Source organism: Pseudomonas sp. MD330_10 (assembly GCF_042610415.1).
In the GTDB taxonomy this organism is placed as follows: Bacteria; Pseudomonadota; Gammaproteobacteria; order Pseudomonadales; family Pseudomonadaceae; genus Aquipseudomonas; species Aquipseudomonas rhodesiae.
In genome coordinates, this window is sequence record NZ_JBHGZU010000002.1 from 1 (window position 1) to 15,193 (window position 15,193).

Annotated in this window: 15 protein-coding genes; 8 read left to right on the plus strand and 7 right to left on the minus strand. The window is 57.4% G+C overall.

What is annotated here, in order from left to right; translation table 11 throughout:
* The 7 genes from ACFZPT_RS03000 to ACFZPT_RS03030 all read left to right on the plus strand — a co-directional run.
* Window positions 1–1,815: RHS repeat domain-containing protein (locus ACFZPT_RS03000; RefSeq protein ID WP_379556183.1), on the plus strand; the 1,815-nt coding region annotated here is incomplete at its 5' end.
* Window positions 1,812–2,177 (plus strand): hypothetical protein, encoded by a 366-nt coding sequence (locus tag ACFZPT_RS03005; protein WP_379554937.1) that lies wholly within the window; start codon window positions 1,812–1,814, stop codon window positions 2,175–2,177. The genes ACFZPT_RS03000 and ACFZPT_RS03005, both read left to right, overlap by 4 nt.
* A 446-nt stretch (window positions 2,178–2,623) precedes the next feature.
* Window positions 2,624–2,797 carry an HNH/endonuclease VII fold putative polymorphic toxin gene (locus ACFZPT_RS03010; RefSeq protein WP_371918482.1) on the plus strand — a complete coding sequence of 58 codons (174 nt, stop codon included), beginning with the start codon at window positions 2,624–2,626 and terminating at the stop codon, window positions 2,795–2,797.
* Window positions 2,772–3,548, plus strand: a complete 777-nt coding sequence (locus ACFZPT_RS03015) for an Imm50 family immunity protein (RefSeq protein WP_371918483.1) — start codon at window positions 2,772–2,774, stop codon at window positions 3,546–3,548. The genes ACFZPT_RS03010 and ACFZPT_RS03015 overlap by 26 nt, the downstream gene beginning before the upstream one ends.
* 213 nt (window positions 3,549–3,761) lie before the next feature.
* Complete coding sequence (locus ACFZPT_RS03020; protein ID WP_099312444.1) at window positions 3,762–4,169, plus strand: Imm50 family immunity protein; 408 nt, start codon at window positions 3,762–3,764, stop codon at window positions 4,167–4,169.
* 474 nt (window positions 4,170–4,643) lie between these two features.
* Window positions 4,644–4,964 carry a hypothetical protein gene (locus ACFZPT_RS03025; protein WP_099312446.1) on the plus strand — a complete coding sequence of 107 codons (321 nt, stop codon included), beginning with the start codon at window positions 4,644–4,646 and terminating at the stop codon, window positions 4,962–4,964.
* Window positions 4,965–5,297: 333 nt separating this feature from the next.
* Window positions 5,298–5,660 (plus strand): Mpo1-like protein, encoded by a 363-nt coding sequence (locus ACFZPT_RS03030; protein WP_034112542.1) that lies wholly within the window; start codon window positions 5,298–5,300, stop codon window positions 5,658–5,660.
* Window positions 5,661–5,663: 3 nt separating this feature from the next.
* Here the strand turns inward: ACFZPT_RS03030 and ACFZPT_RS03035 are convergent, their stop codons facing one another.
* The 3 genes from ACFZPT_RS03035 to ACFZPT_RS03045 form a co-directional block, all read right to left on the minus strand.
* Window positions 5,664–6,461 carry an acyl-CoA thioesterase II gene (locus tag ACFZPT_RS03035; protein ID WP_099312448.1) on the minus strand — a complete coding sequence of 266 codons (798 nt, stop codon included), beginning with the start codon at window positions 6,459–6,461 and terminating at the stop codon, window positions 5,664–5,666.
* An 89-nt stretch (window positions 6,462–6,550) separates the two neighbouring features.
* The gene (locus ACFZPT_RS03040; RefSeq protein WP_099312450.1) at window positions 6,551–7,312 is read right to left on the minus strand and encodes a CHAD domain-containing protein; all 762 of its coding nucleotides are present in this window, start codon (window positions 7,310–7,312) and stop codon (window positions 6,551–6,553) included.
* A gap of 55 nt (window positions 7,313–7,367) precedes the next feature.
* Window positions 7,368–7,646 carry a hypothetical protein gene (locus tag ACFZPT_RS03045; RefSeq protein ID WP_034096561.1) on the minus strand — a complete coding sequence of 93 codons (279 nt, stop codon included), beginning with the start codon at window positions 7,644–7,646 and terminating at the stop codon, window positions 7,368–7,370.
* A 218-nt stretch (window positions 7,647–7,864) separates the two neighbouring features.
* Between ACFZPT_RS03045 and ACFZPT_RS03050 the strand changes: the two genes are divergently transcribed.
* Complete coding sequence (locus tag ACFZPT_RS03050) at window positions 7,865–8,902, plus strand: patatin-like phospholipase family protein (protein WP_379554938.1); 1,038 nt, start codon at window positions 7,865–7,867, stop codon at window positions 8,900–8,902.
* Window positions 8,903–8,999: 97 nt separating this feature from the next.
* Here ACFZPT_RS03050 and ACFZPT_RS03055 read toward each other — a convergent pair whose 3' ends face one another.
* The 4 genes from ACFZPT_RS03055 to kdpB form a co-directional block, all read right to left on the minus strand.
* Window positions 9,000–9,689, minus strand: coding sequence for a response regulator (locus ACFZPT_RS03055; protein ID WP_099312452.1), 690 nt, complete (start codon window positions 9,687–9,689; stop codon window positions 9,000–9,002).
* A gap of 37 nt (window positions 9,690–9,726) precedes the next feature.
* Window positions 9,727–12,378, minus strand: coding sequence for a sensor histidine kinase KdpD (locus ACFZPT_RS03060; RefSeq protein WP_099312454.1), 2,652 nt, complete (start codon window positions 12,376–12,378; stop codon window positions 9,727–9,729).
* Between the two features lie 116 nt (window positions 12,379–12,494).
* Window positions 12,495–13,040 (minus strand): potassium-transporting ATPase subunit KdpC, encoded by a 546-nt coding sequence (gene kdpC, locus ACFZPT_RS03065; protein WP_379554939.1) that lies wholly within the window; start codon window positions 13,038–13,040, stop codon window positions 12,495–12,497.
* Between the two features lie 84 nt (window positions 13,041–13,124).
* Window positions 13,125–15,188 (minus strand): potassium-transporting ATPase subunit KdpB, encoded by a 2,064-nt coding sequence (gene kdpB / locus ACFZPT_RS03070; RefSeq protein WP_034112537.1) that lies wholly within the window; start codon window positions 15,186–15,188, stop codon window positions 13,125–13,127.
* Between the last annotated feature and the right edge of the window lie 5 nt (window positions 15,189–15,193).

The following is a 15,193-nucleotide window of genomic DNA, read 5'->3' on the forward strand; positions in this document are numbered from 1 at the left end:
AAAATCCTGCCCGATGACAGCGTCGTTGAATATACCTACGACCGCCAGGGCAATCTCCTCAGCGTCGACGACGGCCATTGGGCGCTGGCCTACGAGTACGACCGCCAAAACCGCCTCACCGCCGAACACCAGGGCTGGGGCACCCTGCGCTATGGCTACGACGCCTGCGGCCAGCTCAAGCACCTGCGCCTGCCGGATAACAACCGCGTGGCCTTCAACCGCGACAAGGGCGGGCACCTTGCGACTGTTGAATTGAATGGCAAAACCCTAACCTCGCACCTATTCAACGCCGGTCTGGAACACCAGCGCCAACAAGGCCAACTGCTCAGCCACTACCACTACGACGACCAGCAACGCCTGCACGCCCACGCCGTCACCCACCAAACCCATCCGGTCTACCAGCGCCAATACGACTACGACCGAGCCGGCAACCTCACCCGCCTGCTCGACACCCGCAAAGGCGAACACCACTACCGCTACGACCCGCTGCAACGCCTGACCCGCGCCGATCATTCCCACGACGTGCAGGAACGTTTCGCCCACAACCCGGCCGGCAACCTGCTGATGCAAAACCGCCCCGGCCCCGACATCGTCGCCGGCAACCGCCTGCTGATCCAGGGCGACCGCCACTACACCTACGACGCCTTCGGCAACCTGACCCAGGAACGGCGTGGCAAAGGCCAGCAACTCGTCACCGAATACCGCTATGACAGCCAGCACCGGCTGATCGAAATCGCCCGGCCCAACGGCCAAACCGCCCGTTACCGCTATGACCCGTTTGGCCGGCGTATCAGCAAAACCGTCGACGGCATCACCAGCGAATTTTTCTGGCAAGGCGACACACTTATCGCCGAACACCAAGCGGGCCGCCACCGCAGCTACCTCTACGAACCCGACAGCTTCCGGCCGCTAGTCCTACTGGAAGGCTTCGGTCCAGACCACACCCAGCCCTACCACTACCAACTCGACCACCTCGGCACACCCCAGGAACTCACCACCCCCGAGGGCGATATCGCCTGGTCCGCCCACTACCGCGCCTACGGCGAAATCGCCCGCCTCGACGTAGGCAAACTCGACAACCCACTGCGCTTCCAGGGCCAATACTTCGACGAAGAAAGCGGCCTGCACTACAACCGCCATCGCTACTACAATCCGGATACTGGTCGCTACCTCACGCCGGATCCGGTGAAGTTGGCGGGTGGGATCAATGGGTATCGGTATGTGCCTAACCCTATTGGGTGGGTGGATCCGCTGGGGTTGAACTCTTGCCCAGGTGGAGATAGTTGCAAACCGAACCCTGCACCTCAAACATCAGCAAAAAGTGCTGATCACAGTGAGCCGGCGTTACCGCAGCCATCTGGAGCGGAGCGCAGAGCAAGGATAGATGAACTAGCAGAAGCCAATGCTTATCGACTTTTGGTAGAACTGGAACGCTTAATTCCAGGCGCACACTTTGTGGAAAAACATGGCGCTCAAACGACATTAATGTCTCAACTTGAACGGATCATGACTGCTCGAAACCCAACCACTGGCGATATTGAACGTCACATAGGAGGATATAATGATGGAGAACCGAAAATACCAAGCGCGGCCACACACTTCCTAAGCCATAGAGATCAGCTGAATGCTATTTATCGTGCGCAGCTGATATTTAAACAGGCTGATTTGTCAGCGTCTAAAACCCCTATAGATATGGGAAAAATAATTGGCGAAGGCTATAAAAGGCAAGGCCAGGAATACCAGAAAACCAAAAAAGCCAAAGTCATCTTAAACAATAATGGACAACCCATAACAGCCTACACGGACCTAGAATGAAATTGAAACCAAGCTTACCGATAATCCAGGGATTGCTCTTCACTTATAGCTTCGAAAACATTAGAGATGAAGAACGAGAACTGCGAATTAAATCCACAAACGTAAACGACAGCGCAGAGCTCGGAAAATTATTCGATACGTTAACCAAACCTGAGTTCGCCGAATACAAACAGGAAGAGAGAGAATGGCACATCAACACCCTGAAACATTTTTTGAGCACAGACGAAACATTCGAATCGGTATTTTATCTTTTCGATACCTATTTCAAAGACGAAATCACTGATAAACGAAATTTCATGAAAGTGCTTCTATACCGGCTAATCAAATATAACGAAGAAATCATAGAGCGCGACCAAAAATAATTTAACTCACAACAATATAAAAATAAAACCCACCATCAGGAATAATTATGCAATTAAGCACCCAATTCAAAACTCATAGAATGCAATTCACCTGTCTAAACAAAGCTACAACAAGCACTTCACGCAACCTTTCGTCTTTCACCGAGGAGGATTATTAAGCCTAGAAACGAAAACGTACCTGGAGCCAAAGAACATTATATTTTTTTGGAGTAATCAGTGAAGTACTGGAACGATTTAGATCAAAATATACTCTTTGAAAAAATCTTTAGCAGACATGTAGAAATTGGCCAGATTGCTCTTGTCAAAATCACCAAGTAAAATAACCAGCTCTATTTTCAGGCGCCTAACAAGAACGCCTTAATTGAATTCAAAGCTAAATTCATCACACTCGCGGATCCAAACTTTTACATAAACGGTCCCGTTGGTTAGGCGGCACTAAATATCTTATTCAAAACCACCCTGCTGGCCATAAGCATGGACGGTGCGGTAGAGCTGGAGACACCCCATCTCACTTCAACTTACGCCCATTCAAAAAACCGCGAAAAGGCCATATTTCCGGAACAAAAAAAAACACTATCGCTTCAGGAAACAACAATGAAATATTGGAACGAACTAGATGAAAGCACTCTCCTCAACAAAATTTTTAGCAAGCCTATTAAAATTGGAAAGATAGCACTTTTTTCATTAAGAATTGAAAATGACCAGCCAAGTATTAACTTGGGCTTCGACATACCTGAATTTCCGGATATCCTGCCAGAAAAATGGAAAAACAAAGGTTACAACACATGCAGAATAGGGATTACCTGCAACGAAATTAGCAATTTAAAAATACACAATCTACCCACCCATGAAATTTTCGCCCTTGAAATCAAAAACGAGAATACTCATTTCAAACTAGAAGCAAAAAGCAAAAGCGCAATAATGACATTCAGTGCCAAATTTGTTTCACTTAACGGCCCTAGCGTTTACATCAATGGTCCGGACGACTACTATTTCGGACCTAAAATGAAATCGAAACCAAGCTTACCGATAATCCAGGGATTGCTCTTCACTTATAGCTTCGAAAATATTAGAGATGAAGAACGAGAACTGCGAATTAAATCGACAAACGTAAACGACAGCGCAGAGCTCGGAAAATTATTCGATACGTTAACCAAACCTGAGTTCGCCGAATACAAACAGGAAGAGAGAGAATGGCACATCAACACCCTAAAACATTTTTTGAGCACAGACGAAACATTCGAATCGGTATTTTATCTTTTCGATACCTATTTCAAAGACGAAATCACTGATAAACGAAATTTCATGAAAGTGCTTCTAGACCGGCTAATCAAATATAACGAAGAAATCATAGAGCGCGACCAAAAATAATTTAACTCACAACAATAGAAAAAACCCACCATCAGGAATATTTATGCAATTAAGCACCCAATTCAAAACTCATAGAATGCAATTCACCTGGCTAAAAGAAACTACAGCAAGAACTTCACGCAAACTCTCGCCCTTCATCGGGGAGAATTATTAAACCTAGGAGCGGAAACGTACCTGAAAACCAAAGAACATTACAATTTTGAGGATTAATCGATGAAGTACTGGAACGATTTAGATCAAAATATATTCTTTGAAAAAATCTTTAGCAGACCTGTAGAAATTGGCCAGATTGCTCTTTTTTCTATGCAAATAGAAAATGATCGACCTTCTGTAGGACTGGGATTCGACATACCGGAATTTCCTGACACCTTGCCAAAAAAATGGGAGGGCAAAGGCTACAACACTTGCAGAATGGGCATCGACTGTCATGGTATTCAAGACTTGAGCATAAAAAATATTCCTGTTCAGGAAGTATTTTTTGTCAAAATCACCAAGGAAAATAACCAGTTCTATTTTCAGGCGACTAACAAGAACGCCTTAATTGAATTCAAAGCTAAATTCATCACACTCGTGGACCCAAATATTTACATAAACGGGCCCGATGATTATTTTTTTAGATAGTAATAACTTTTTAATACGTGCCCCCTATGCCCCCCATAGCCAACCCCAATTCGCCGCCCCGCCATACCCCCGCCTAGTGCCGCGAGCGGGTAGTTCGTTTTCTAACCTGCAACGAGATACTGTGCATCCCTTGCCCGATATGGTTCCAGGCATGCCTCTTCCAATTGCTCCCTTTGCACTGCAACCCGCCGACGTTCTTACGCTTCAAGGTTGGCTGCACATGAGTCTCCTGAAACAGAGCCTTGCTCAGCGTTCACGGATACTACTTTTTCTTAATGAAGGGGTAACGCCCGTTGCCAACTGTTGACAATTACTGATCATTACTACTAACGGCAAACCTTGGAAGGTGATGGAGTATCCTGATAGTATCGGAGCAAGCGAGGGAAGCCCGAGTCGCTGGATTCGCATAGAGCTAAGTGCAAACACAATTCACGGCCATCCTATTTCAGAACGTGAGTTCAGGAGATTAACTAAGTGATCTCACTAGATTTCTTACACGGCAAAATTACTTATGATGAGTTTTCATCCCTGCAAAACCTTTCCGCAGAGCATCAACTCCAAAACTTAAAAGAAGATATGCTTCAGGTCGAATATCCTAACGGTTTCCTGCTTGACGTAGGCTGGTATCCGTCTTTCGATATGGAAGGGTGCTTTCAAGTAAAAATTATTAAGGACTTCGACTGGGATTCCCCCACCCTGAGCCTGACTTCAAAATCAATTGGGCGCATATGCTCACTACTTGATCTCGCGCAAAATAAAATCAATGAAGAATTAAAAAAACAAAACAACCATTAACTATCCAACACCACAGCTCACACAAACCCGCTGAAAATTTTCATAAGCACAAAACAGGAAAAATCCAGACCAAAGGAGACTAACCAACTGATACCGCACATCTATAACACTCAAATAAACACCCCAGAAAAAGCGCACTTAGGCAGTGCACACTTCCCTGAAAACAATGCCGCTTCCGTTTACGAAATCCAAAAACAATACCTATTAAATAAATAATCTGGGATTGTAAGTACATACTCACTATCCCCCCCATAGCCAACCCCAATTCGCCGCCCCGCCCTACCGCGCCTAGACTCTGTTCAAGTTGTTTCAACGGACAGAGGATTTATCATCATGGGCAAACGTCATCCCAATCTCCCCGCCTGGCAGTGGCGCCATTACCCGCAGAACCATCAGCATCCGACCAATCTGGCGTTGCATCTGATCGCGGTGCCGCTGTTTATCATCGGTTTTTTGTTGATCGTGTCCGGGGTGTTCAGCCTGAGTGTGGCCAGTTTTGCGGTGGGTGTGGTCGGTATCCTTGCAGGGCTGGCGTTGCAGCGTCATGGGCATAGCCTGGAAGCTCAGGCCAGTGAGCCGTTCAGTGATCGCAAAGATGCGGTGCAACGCCTGGTGGTCGAGCAGTTCGTGACTTTTCCGCGCTTTGTGTTGAGTGGCGGTTGGTGGCGCGCCTGGCGGCAGCGCCAACGGCATTGAAGGTCAGGCGAATACCACCACGGTCTGGCGGCTGATGGCGATCAGTTCACCGCTCGGGCTCCACAGTGCGGCAGCGGCGTGACCGTAGCCGTCGCGGGCGTGTTCGATGTTGACGTAGTACTGGCACCAGTCGAGGGTGGTGAGGTTTGCCAGCGGCTGGATGAATTCGATGGTCCAGGTCAAGGTGCTACCGGGGGCCGGTTTCTTCAGGTGCGGCAGCAGCGCCGGAGGCCAGGCGTCGACCAGCGCGAGGATGTGCGCCTCGGTCAGCGGCTCTTGTTTCACATCGCCACGCAGTCGGACCCAACCACCCATCTCGCGGGATTTGTTACCGGTAAACGGCAGGCCTCCGACACTCCAGCGCATGGCCAAGTGGCGCATGAATTCAGGCGTCACCCCTTTGATATAGGGCAGTTCCTGGCATTCGTCCCAGTGTTTGAACGTGGGTGGCGGCTCGCTGGGGACGTCGATTTCCGACGTTCGAGACCCACCAAAGCTGGCCTGCACCAGTGTCGCGACTTCGCCGTTCTGCACCACACGTCCGAGCAACTGGCTGACGGCCTTACCTTCGCGCAACACTTCAACTTGATAACTGGCCGGCACATCAGGCGCCACCGGCCCCACAAAGGTCACTGCCAGCGAGCGCAGCGGGCGATCGCCGGGGACTTGGGCACGCAGGGCTTCGTATTGCAACGCTGCCACTAGCCCTCCGAAGGTCGCACGGCCCTGGGCCCAGTCGGCGGGGATGGTCACGTCCAAGGGGTTATGACGGGCAGCGTCGAGCAAATCACTAAAGTGCATGGCGACCTCAAAGCGAGAAACAGAAGACAGGATCTTAACCATCCTACCTACAGTGAACAGCGCCTATTCCGGCCAAAAACCGGACCGTCTCAGAAGCAATGAGCGCTGAGTTTGTCCAGTACACGGTCGGACTCGCCCTCGGCCTTGACCAGGGTGCGCTGCCACACCGCCACGCAGGGCTGCAGGTCCGCCTGCTGTTCAGCTTGGGCCAGCCACTGTAGGCAATCGTGCCAGTCGCCAAGCACGGCCTGGGCTTTCTTGAGACGGGGGACGGCATTGGCGGGGAGCTTATCCAACTGCGGGTAAGCCTCGGCGGCGTAGCGCACACGCTTGATCAATAAGCGCAGACGATGCCGATCATGGCCCGGCTCTTTGAGCGCTGCGCCAAGGTTATGCCACTGCTTGGCCAAGCGCTTTTCGATGCGCGTGCGCAGCCCTTTGAGCAGTTTCTGGTGTTCGGAGGCCCGAATAAAGCGCGGAAAAGCGTCCAGAACCTGTAACAACTGCGCAAGCTCAGGGGATTGAGCTACGTGACGATAGGCATCGGGCTGCGGCCGCAAGCGTCGATCCGCCGCCTCGTGATGGCCGTGCTGGTGCAAGTAAGCGGCCAGCACTTCCCGATCACGCAGGGGGGTAGTCAACTGACCGACAGCGCTGGCGGCGACTTCCAGTTGCTCCACACCCGGCAGCCCGCGCAAAGGTCGTAACAGGCTGCGCAAGCGGCGCACGGTGGTGCGCAGGTCGTGCAGGGCTTCATCATCAGTGACGGCGGCAAGACGAGCCTGACAGCTCAGTAACCCCACTTCCAGGCCAATGACCTGGGCGACTAGCTGATCGACCAACGCTGACATCACTTGCTCCCCTGATGATGAACATTCCCCGACGATTCAAGATGCCCAACTCGGATCAGCGACCGGCGCGGGACTCACGAATGTAGAAGCGCGCTTTCTCGGCTTTGTTGGCACAACCTTCGAAGGCTTCGAATTGCTGTTGGGTCTTGGCGCCGGTCAACAGCGACAAGGCTTTAGAGTAGCTCACGGTACCGGCAAAGCCTTCGGCCTTGGCCAGGTCCAGTTCTTTCCAGGCGGCGTCCAATTGCGATCCGCAGCTGTCACGGTAGGCGGTTTTGCCGGCACAACCGGCCAAGGCCAACACGATCACAGGCACACACATCCAGGCTTTCATTGATGACACCTCAAAAGGAAGAAACAGTCGTACGGAATAGACGTTGCCTACAAGGAAAAGTGCCTTGTCCGCCAAGGGGAAATCATACTCGCCTATTGCCAGAGCATACTCGAGCCGCGTGGCTATTCTGGAAAATATAGTTCAGGCAGGCCGCGAAGATTGAAGCCGCCCCCTCAATGGGTGCATTGTGGGCGGCAGTCTGGGGAAGGACATGAACCATGAAGAAACGTGTTGCCTTGGTGCTCGGGTCCGGTGGGGCTCGCGGCTACGCCCATATCGGGGTGATCGAAGAGATCGAACGACGCGGCTATGACATCGCCTGTATCGCCGGTTGTTCCATGGGGGCCGTGGTCGGTGGCATCTACGCCGCCGGTAAGCTGGACGAGTATCGCCGTTGGATCGAAAGCCTCGATTACCTGGATGTGCTGCGCCTGGTGGACGTGAGTTTTCGCCTGGGGGCGATCCGCGGCGAGAAGGTCTTCGGGCAGATCCGCAAGATCGTCGGCGAGCTGAATATCGAAGAACTGCGCATCCCCTACACCGCCGTGGCCACCGACCTGACCAATCAGCAGGAAATCTGGTTCCAGGAAGGTTGCCTGCACCAGGCCATGCGCGCGTCGGCGGCGATTCCCAGCCTGTTCACACCGGTGATGCAAGGCAATCGTATGCTGGTGGACGGCGGGCTGCTCAACCCGCTGCCGATCGTGCCGGTGGTGTCGAGCCACTGCGACTTGATCATTGCTGTCAACCTCAACGCCACCAACCAGAAGCACTATCAGTTACCGGTCATTCAGCGCCCACCGGCGTTCAAGAGTCGTTTCAACAGCCTGGCCAAGTCGCTGGGTTCGCACTTGCCGTTTCGCCGCAAACAGGCCGAGCAGTTAATGAAGCTTGAGCAGGAAGCCTTGCAGGCTCAGGCGGCGGATATCAACCCGTGGCTGGAGTCGGCCGAGCCCGAATCGCAGCAACCGGCGGCCGCGCCGGAAAAACCCGGGGCGCCGAAATCGGCGACCGGTTCGTTCATCATCGATAACGTCGGCCCCGCGTCACTGCTGGATTTGATCAACCAGAGTTTTGAGGTGATGCAGACGTCGTTGGCGCAGTACAAAATCGCCGGTTATCCGCCGGATGTGCTGATCAACGTGCCCAAGCGGGTGTGCCGGTTTTTTGAGTTTTACAAGGCGCCAGAGTTGATCGCCCTCGGGCGGGAGATTGCGAGCGATACGCTGGATCGGTACGAGAGTGAGCAGTCTTGAAGGCGTCGGTATGACGGGTGACGCCATCGCGGGCAAGCCCGGCTCCCACAGGGGATTGCAAGGGGGCATGCCCGCGACTCGAACACAGGAAACTGATCTACGCCCCCACTAATCGATACCCTACCCCGGCCTCGGTCACGATAAACCTTGGCTGGGTCGGATCATCCGCCAGTTTCTGGCGCAGATGGCCCACCACGATGCGCAGGTAGTGGCTGTCTTCGGTATGGGTCGGGCCCCAGATGTCCTTGAGCAATTGTTGCTGGGTGATCACCCGCCCCGGATGGCGCGCCAGTTGCGCCAGCACCGCGTATTCCTTGCGGGTCAGCGCCACTTCGGCACCGTCCAGTAGCACGCGTCGATAAGCCAGGTCGACGGTCAGCGGGCCGAAGGACAACGCGGCTTCCTGCGCCTCCCCCGCCGGGGCTTGGCGCAACAGCGCCCGAATCCGCGCCAGGAACTCTTGGATGCCAAAGGGTTTGGTCACATAGTCGTTGGCGCCGCCATCGAGGGCTTGGACTTTCTGTCCCTCGCTGGCGCGCACCGACAGCACCAGCACCGGCACCGTCGACCACTCTCGAAACTCGCGCAGCACTTGCTGGCCGTCCATATCCGGCAGGCCCAGATCCAGCACCAGCAAGTCCGGTTTGCTCAGCGCGGCCTGGGCCAGCCCTTCGCTGCCAGTGCCGGCTTCGATCACTTTGTAGCCCTGGGAGGCCAGGCTGATGCGCAAGAATTTGCGGATCTGCGGTTCGTCATCAATGACCAAAATCGTCGCGGTCTGGCTCATGGTGTTCCATCAAAATCCGTAGAAAAAACAGGGTAGCTCACGGCTCACGTTCCAAGCCAGGCTGGGTGGGCAACGGCAGGAACAGACTGATGCAGGTGCCGCGCCCATCGATGCCCTCGGCGACGCGAATATGCCCGCCGTGGGCGCCGACCATCCCTTGGCAGATCGCCAGCCCCAGGCCGGTGCCCTGGCCGCCACGGTCGCCACGTGCAGCGGTGTAGAACATATCGAAAATCTTCGCGCGCTCCTCCTCGGGAATACCCGGCCCCTCGTCAGCCACGGCAAAAAACAGCTGATTGTCCGCCACCCCGGCACTCAGTTGCAGGCGCCCGTGGGGCGGCGAAAAGCGCGCGGCGTTCTCCAGCACATTGACCAGTGCCTGTTCGATCAATGCCGCATGCACATACAGCAGGGGCAATTCGGGCGGCACATCGGTGCTCACTTGCAACGGCGCCAGCACCGCGCGCAAACGGCCAAGGGCGCTGCCGACGATATCCCCGGGAGAGACCCAATCGCGCGCCAGCTTAAGCGCGCCGTGGCCCAGGCGCGTCATGTCCAACAGGTTCTGGATATAGCGGTCGAGACGCTCGGCCTCGTCGCGGGTGCCTTCGAGCAGTTCGCGCCGATCCTCCAAGGGAATCGCCTCGCCGAGGGCCAACAGGCTGTCGATGCTGCCGCGCATGGACGTCAACGGCGTGCGCAGATCGTGAGACACCGAGGCGAGCAAAGCGCTGCGCAGTTGCTCGGTTTCACCGTGCAAACGCGCGGACTCCAACTCTTGCGCCAGCTGTGCGCGGGCCAACGCTTGGGCCAGGGGCTGACTCAACGCCGTGAGTAGGCGACGGCGCTGGCCGCTCAATTCCAGGCCGGGTTTGGCGCTGACGCCGAGTAAGCCCAGTGGCCCCTCTTCCCCCGACAACGGCCACCACCACCAGCGCCCGAACGGTAATGTGCCGGTGCCCATGCCCGCCGGCTGGTCGTGTTGCCAGGCCCAATCGGCGGCGGCGCGCTCGGCTTCGGTGAACGTCAGCGGGCCGCCGGTCTCGACCTTCCAGCCGCCCTGGCCGTCGCGGTTGACCAGGCACAGGTCCAGATCACTCCAGCCCTCCAAGTGATGGGCAGCCGCGCTGATCACCGCCTGGCGGTCGGTGGCGGCGGTGAGTTTGCGTGACAGGTCCAGCAGCTCGCTGGTCTCTTCCTGGGTATCGCGCAAGGCTTGCAGCTGGCGACGCTGACGCGCGGCGAGGTTGCCGGTAAGCGCCGCCATCAGCAAGAAGAACAACAGCGTCAGTACGTCTTCTTCGCGCTGGATGGCAAACGAGAAGTTGGGCGGAATAAACAGAAAGTCATAGGTCAGGAATGACAGCGCGGCGCACACCAAAGAAGGCCCCAGGCTGCTGCGCACCGCCACCAGCAACACCGCCGCGAGGAACACCAGCGAGATATTCGGTAACGGCAGCGCGCTCGACACCGCCCACGCCACGCCGGTTGCCACCAAGGTAGCGACCACTGCCAGGGCGTAATCGAACCACTCCAGGCCGCGCACTTCCGGCAGACGCGGCGGGGCCGGGACATCGTCGCTGTCGAGCACGTTGATTTCCAGGCCCCGGGCATTGCGCAGCAGGCGTGCCGCCAGGCCGCCACCGAACACGCGGCGGTGCCAGCGCATGCGCGACTGCCCCACCAGCAGCAGGCTGGCGCGGCGTTCGGCGGCGTGTTGGATCAGGGTCTTGGCCACCTCGCCGGCACGCAACAACACCACCTCCCCGCCAAGGCGCTCGGCCAGTTGCTGGGCGTTTTGCAGGCGCAGGCGTGATTGCTCGTCCCGTGCGCGACCGTTATCGATATGCACCAGGCTCCAGGGCAGATGCCGACGCTGCGCGACGCGGCTGGCGTGGCGCACCAGACGTTCGGCCTGCGCATCGCCATCCACGCCCACCAGCAAGCGCCCGCGCACAGCCGGGGCGTCTTGACCGAGTTGGCGGTAACCCTGGGCCAGATCAGCGTCGACATGGGCCGCGGCGGCCTGCATCGCCAGCTCGCGCAGGGCCGTCAGGTTGGTCTGGGTGAAGAACGCATCGATGGCTGCGCGCGCCTGTTCCGGCACGTAGACCTTGCCATCGCGCAGGCGCTCCAGCAGTTCGCGGGACGGCAGGTCGATCAGCAACAGCTCGTCGGCCTCCTGCAGCACCCAATCCGGCAGGGTTTCGCGGACCTGCACGCCGGTGATGCCACGCACTTGATCGTTGAGGCTTTCCAAGTGCTGGACGTTGACCGTGGTGAACACGTCGATACCGGCGGCCAGCAATTCCTGGATGTCCTGCCAGCGCTTTTCGTGACGGCTGCCGGGGGCGTTGCTGTGGGCCAGCTCGTCCACCAGCACCAGCTTGGGCTTGGCGGCGAGCAGGCCGTCGAGGTCCATCTCTTCCAGCATCACGCCGCGATACTCGCTGCGCACCAGCGGTTGCTGCGGCAAGCCGCTGAGCAAGGCTTCGGTCTCGGCGCGACCGTGGGTTTCGACTACGCCGGCGATCAATTTGACGCCTTGGCGCAGCTGGGTATGGGCGGCCTGGAGCATGGCGTAGGTCTTGCCCACCCCCGGCGCAGCGCCCAGAAAGACTTTGAGCCGGCCACGGCCGTGCCGGGGCAGATCGGCTAACAGGGCATCGGCGCGGCCGGAGTCGCTCATGCTCGGGGGTTCCTCAGGTGTTGATTGGTTGCGCTTCAGGCCGCCTTCGCGGGCAAGCCCGCTCCCACATGCGTACTCCTGTGGGAGCGGGCTTGCTCGCGAAGGCAGTTCACTGCTTACAATTTTTCCAAGGCCATGTTCAATGCCAACACATTCACCACTGGCGGGCCCACCAGCGGGCTTTCGACATGCTCATCGAGCAAGCGCTGCAAGGTCGACAACGGCACATTTCGCGCCGCCGCCACGCGCGCCAGTTGATAGGCAATCGCCTGCGGTGGCAAGTGTGGATCAAGACCGCTGCCAGAGGTAGTCAGCGATGCCAGAGGCACCGGCCCCTGACTCGGTACGAATTGCTTGGTCGCGTCATCGAAGATCCGCGTCGCCAGCGCCGGGTTGCTTGGGCCAAGGTTGCTGGCACTGCTTGAGACCGTCGCAAAAGCGCCGGCCGATGGACGCGGGTGGAACCAGCGGTCACCGGTAAATTCCTGGGCGATCAGGCTGGAGCCACGCACTTTGCCGCTGGCATCGCGCACCAGGCTGCCGTTGGCCTGGTCGGGAAATGCGACCTGGGCAACACCGGTGACCACCAACGGGTATGCGATGCCGGTGATCAGCGTCATCAGAACCAACAGGCTGAGGGCTGGGCGAATGATAGGGGTCATGTTCATATCCTCAATCAGTTGAGATACCCGCTGGCGAGGGCGCCGGGGCACTGCCCGAGCAAACTCCCTCGCCACGGTTTGGAGTTACACCAAGTGCAAGGCGGTGAGCAGCATGTCGATGGCCTTGATGCCCACGAACGGCACCAGAATCCCGCCCAGCCCATAGATCAGCAGATTGCGGCGCAGCAACGCCGCCGCGCTCGCCGCCTGCACCCGCACACCGCGCAGGGCCAGTGGGATCAACACCACAATGATCAACGCGTTGAACACAATGGCCGACAGGATTGCGCTCTGCGGGCTCTGCAAGTGCATCACGTTGAGCACGCCCAATTGCGGATAGATCGAGGCGAACAGCGCCGGCAGGATCGCGAAATACTTGGCCACGTCGTTGGCGATGGAAAACGTGGTCAGCGCACCGCGGGTCACCAGCAGTTCCTTGCCGATCTGCACCACGTCCAGCAACTTAGTGGGGTCGCTGTCGAGGTCGACCATGTTGGCGGCCTCGCGGGCGGCCTGGGTGCCGTCGTTCATGGCCATGCCGACGTCTGCCTGAGCCAGCGCCGGGGCGTCGTTGGCGCCGTCGCCGCACATCGCGACCAGGCGGCCGTCATTCTGTTCATGGCGAATGCGCGCGAGCTTTTTCTCCGGGGTGGCTTCGGCGAGCACGTCGTCCACGCCCGCTTCGGCGGCAATCGCGGCGGCGGTCAGCGGGTTGTCGCCGGTCACCATCACGGTGCGAATCCCCAGTTTGCGCAGCTCGGCGAACCGTTCGCGAATGCCAGGCTTGACCACGTCCTTGAGATGAATAGCACCGAGTAACTTGCCGTCGGCGCACACCAGTAAAGGCGTGCCGCCGCTTTGGGCGATTTTGTCGACTTCCCGCGACAGCGCCGCCGGCAGGCCGTCCCGTGGCAGGCCGATAAACGCCAGCAACGAATCCACTGCGCCTTTGCGGAACACACGGCCCTGGTAATCGACACCGGACAAGCGGGTTTCAGCGCTGAACGGAACACCGGTCAACTCATCCACCGTAGGCTCGGCCTGAGGATGCAAAGCGCGCAGGTATTCGACGATGGATTTGCCTTCGGCGGTGTCATCGGCCAGGGATGCCAGCAGCGCGCCTTCGGCCAATTCCCGCCCGCTCACGCCTGGCGCGGCAAACACCGCCGCGCAACGGCGGTTACCAAAGGTGATGGTGCCGGTCTTGTCGAGCATCAGCACATGCACGTCCCCCGCCGCTTCCACGGCGCGACCGGACTTGGCGATCACATTCAGGCGCACCAGGCGGTCCATGCCGGCGATGCCGATAGCCGACAACAAGCCGCCGATGGTGGTAGGAATCAGCGTCACCAGCAGTGCGACGAGGAACACCAACGGCAAGCTGCCATTGGCGAAATGGGCGAATGGCTGCAGGGTCACCACCACCAGCAGGAAGATCAGGGTCAGGCCGATCAGCAGGATATCCAGCGCGACTTCATTGGGGGTTTTCTGGCGTTTGGCGCCTTCCACCAACGCGATCATGCGGTCCAGCGTAGATTCGCCGGGGTTGGCGGTAATGCGGATCAGCAGCCAGTCGGAGACCAGCCGCGTGTTGCCGGTGACGGCCGAACGGTCGCCGCCGGACTCCCGGATCACGGGCGCGGATTCCCCGGTGATCGCCGCCTCGTTGACCGCGGCGATGCCTTCGATCACCTCGCCGTCACCGGGGATCATCTCCCCAGCGGCGACGCGCACCACATCACCTTTACGCAGGCTGGTGGCCGGCACCACCTTGAAGCTGCCATCGGCTTCCTGACGGCGTGCGCTGAGCCCTTCGCTACCGGCCTTGAGGCTGTCGGCGCGGGCCTTGCCACGCCCCTCGGCCAAGGCTTCGGCGAAGTTGGCGAACAGCACGGTGAACCATAGCCACACTGCGATCTGCACAGCGACGAAGGTGGGCACCGCGGTGTCCGGCACAAAGCACAACACGGTGGTGAGGATAGCGGTGAGTTCCACCACCAGCATCACTGGCGAGCGTTGCAACTGACGTGGGTCGAGCTTGACGAACGCTTGGATCAGCGCCGGGCGCCACAGAGCGGAAATCGCGGTTTTAGCCGGCTCTTGGGGTTTGACCGGAGCGGCGTTTTTTACAGGCATATTCATTTTCATATCCC

Coding starts and splice junctions, on each gene's coding strand:
- ACFZPT_RS03005 (WP_379554937.1), top strand. CDS start 1,812: ATGAAATTGAAACCAAGCTTACCGATAATCCAGGGATTGCTCTTCACT.
- ACFZPT_RS03015 (WP_371918483.1), top strand. CDS start 2,772: ATGAAATATTGGAACGAACTAGATGAAAGCACTCTCCTCAACAAAATT.
- ACFZPT_RS03020 (WP_099312444.1), top strand. CDS start 3,762: ATGAAGTACTGGAACGATTTAGATCAAAATATATTCTTTGAAAAAATC.
- ACFZPT_RS03030 (WP_034112542.1), top strand. CDS start 5,298: ATGGGCAAACGTCATCCCAATCTCCCCGCCTGGCAGTGGCGCCATTAC.
- ACFZPT_RS03035 (WP_099312448.1), bottom strand. CDS start 6,461: ATGCACTTTAGTGATTTGCTCGACGCTGCCCGTCATAACCCCTTGGAC.
- ACFZPT_RS03040 (WP_099312450.1), bottom strand. CDS start 7,312: ATGTCAGCGTTGGTCGATCAGCTAGTCGCCCAGGTCATTGGCCTGGAA.
- ACFZPT_RS03045 (WP_034096561.1), bottom strand. CDS start 7,646: ATGAAAGCCTGGATGTGTGTGCCTGTGATCGTGTTGGCCTTGGCCGGT.
- ACFZPT_RS03050 (WP_379554938.1), top strand. CDS start 7,865: ATGAAGAAACGTGTTGCCTTGGTGCTCGGGTCCGGTGGGGCTCGCGGC.
- ACFZPT_RS03055 (WP_099312452.1), bottom strand. CDS start 9,689: ATGAGCCAGACCGCGACGATTTTGGTCATTGATGACGAACCGCAGATC.
- ACFZPT_RS03060 (WP_099312454.1), bottom strand. CDS start 12,378: ATGAGCGACTCCGGCCGCGCCGATGCCCTGTTAGCCGATCTGCCCCGG.
- kdpC (WP_379554939.1), bottom strand. CDS start 13,040: ATGACCCCTATCATTCGCCCAGCCCTCAGCCTGTTGGTTCTGATGACG.
- kdpB (WP_034112537.1), bottom strand. CDS start 15,188: ATGAAAATGAATATGCCTGTAAAAAACGCCGCTCCGGTCAAACCCCAA.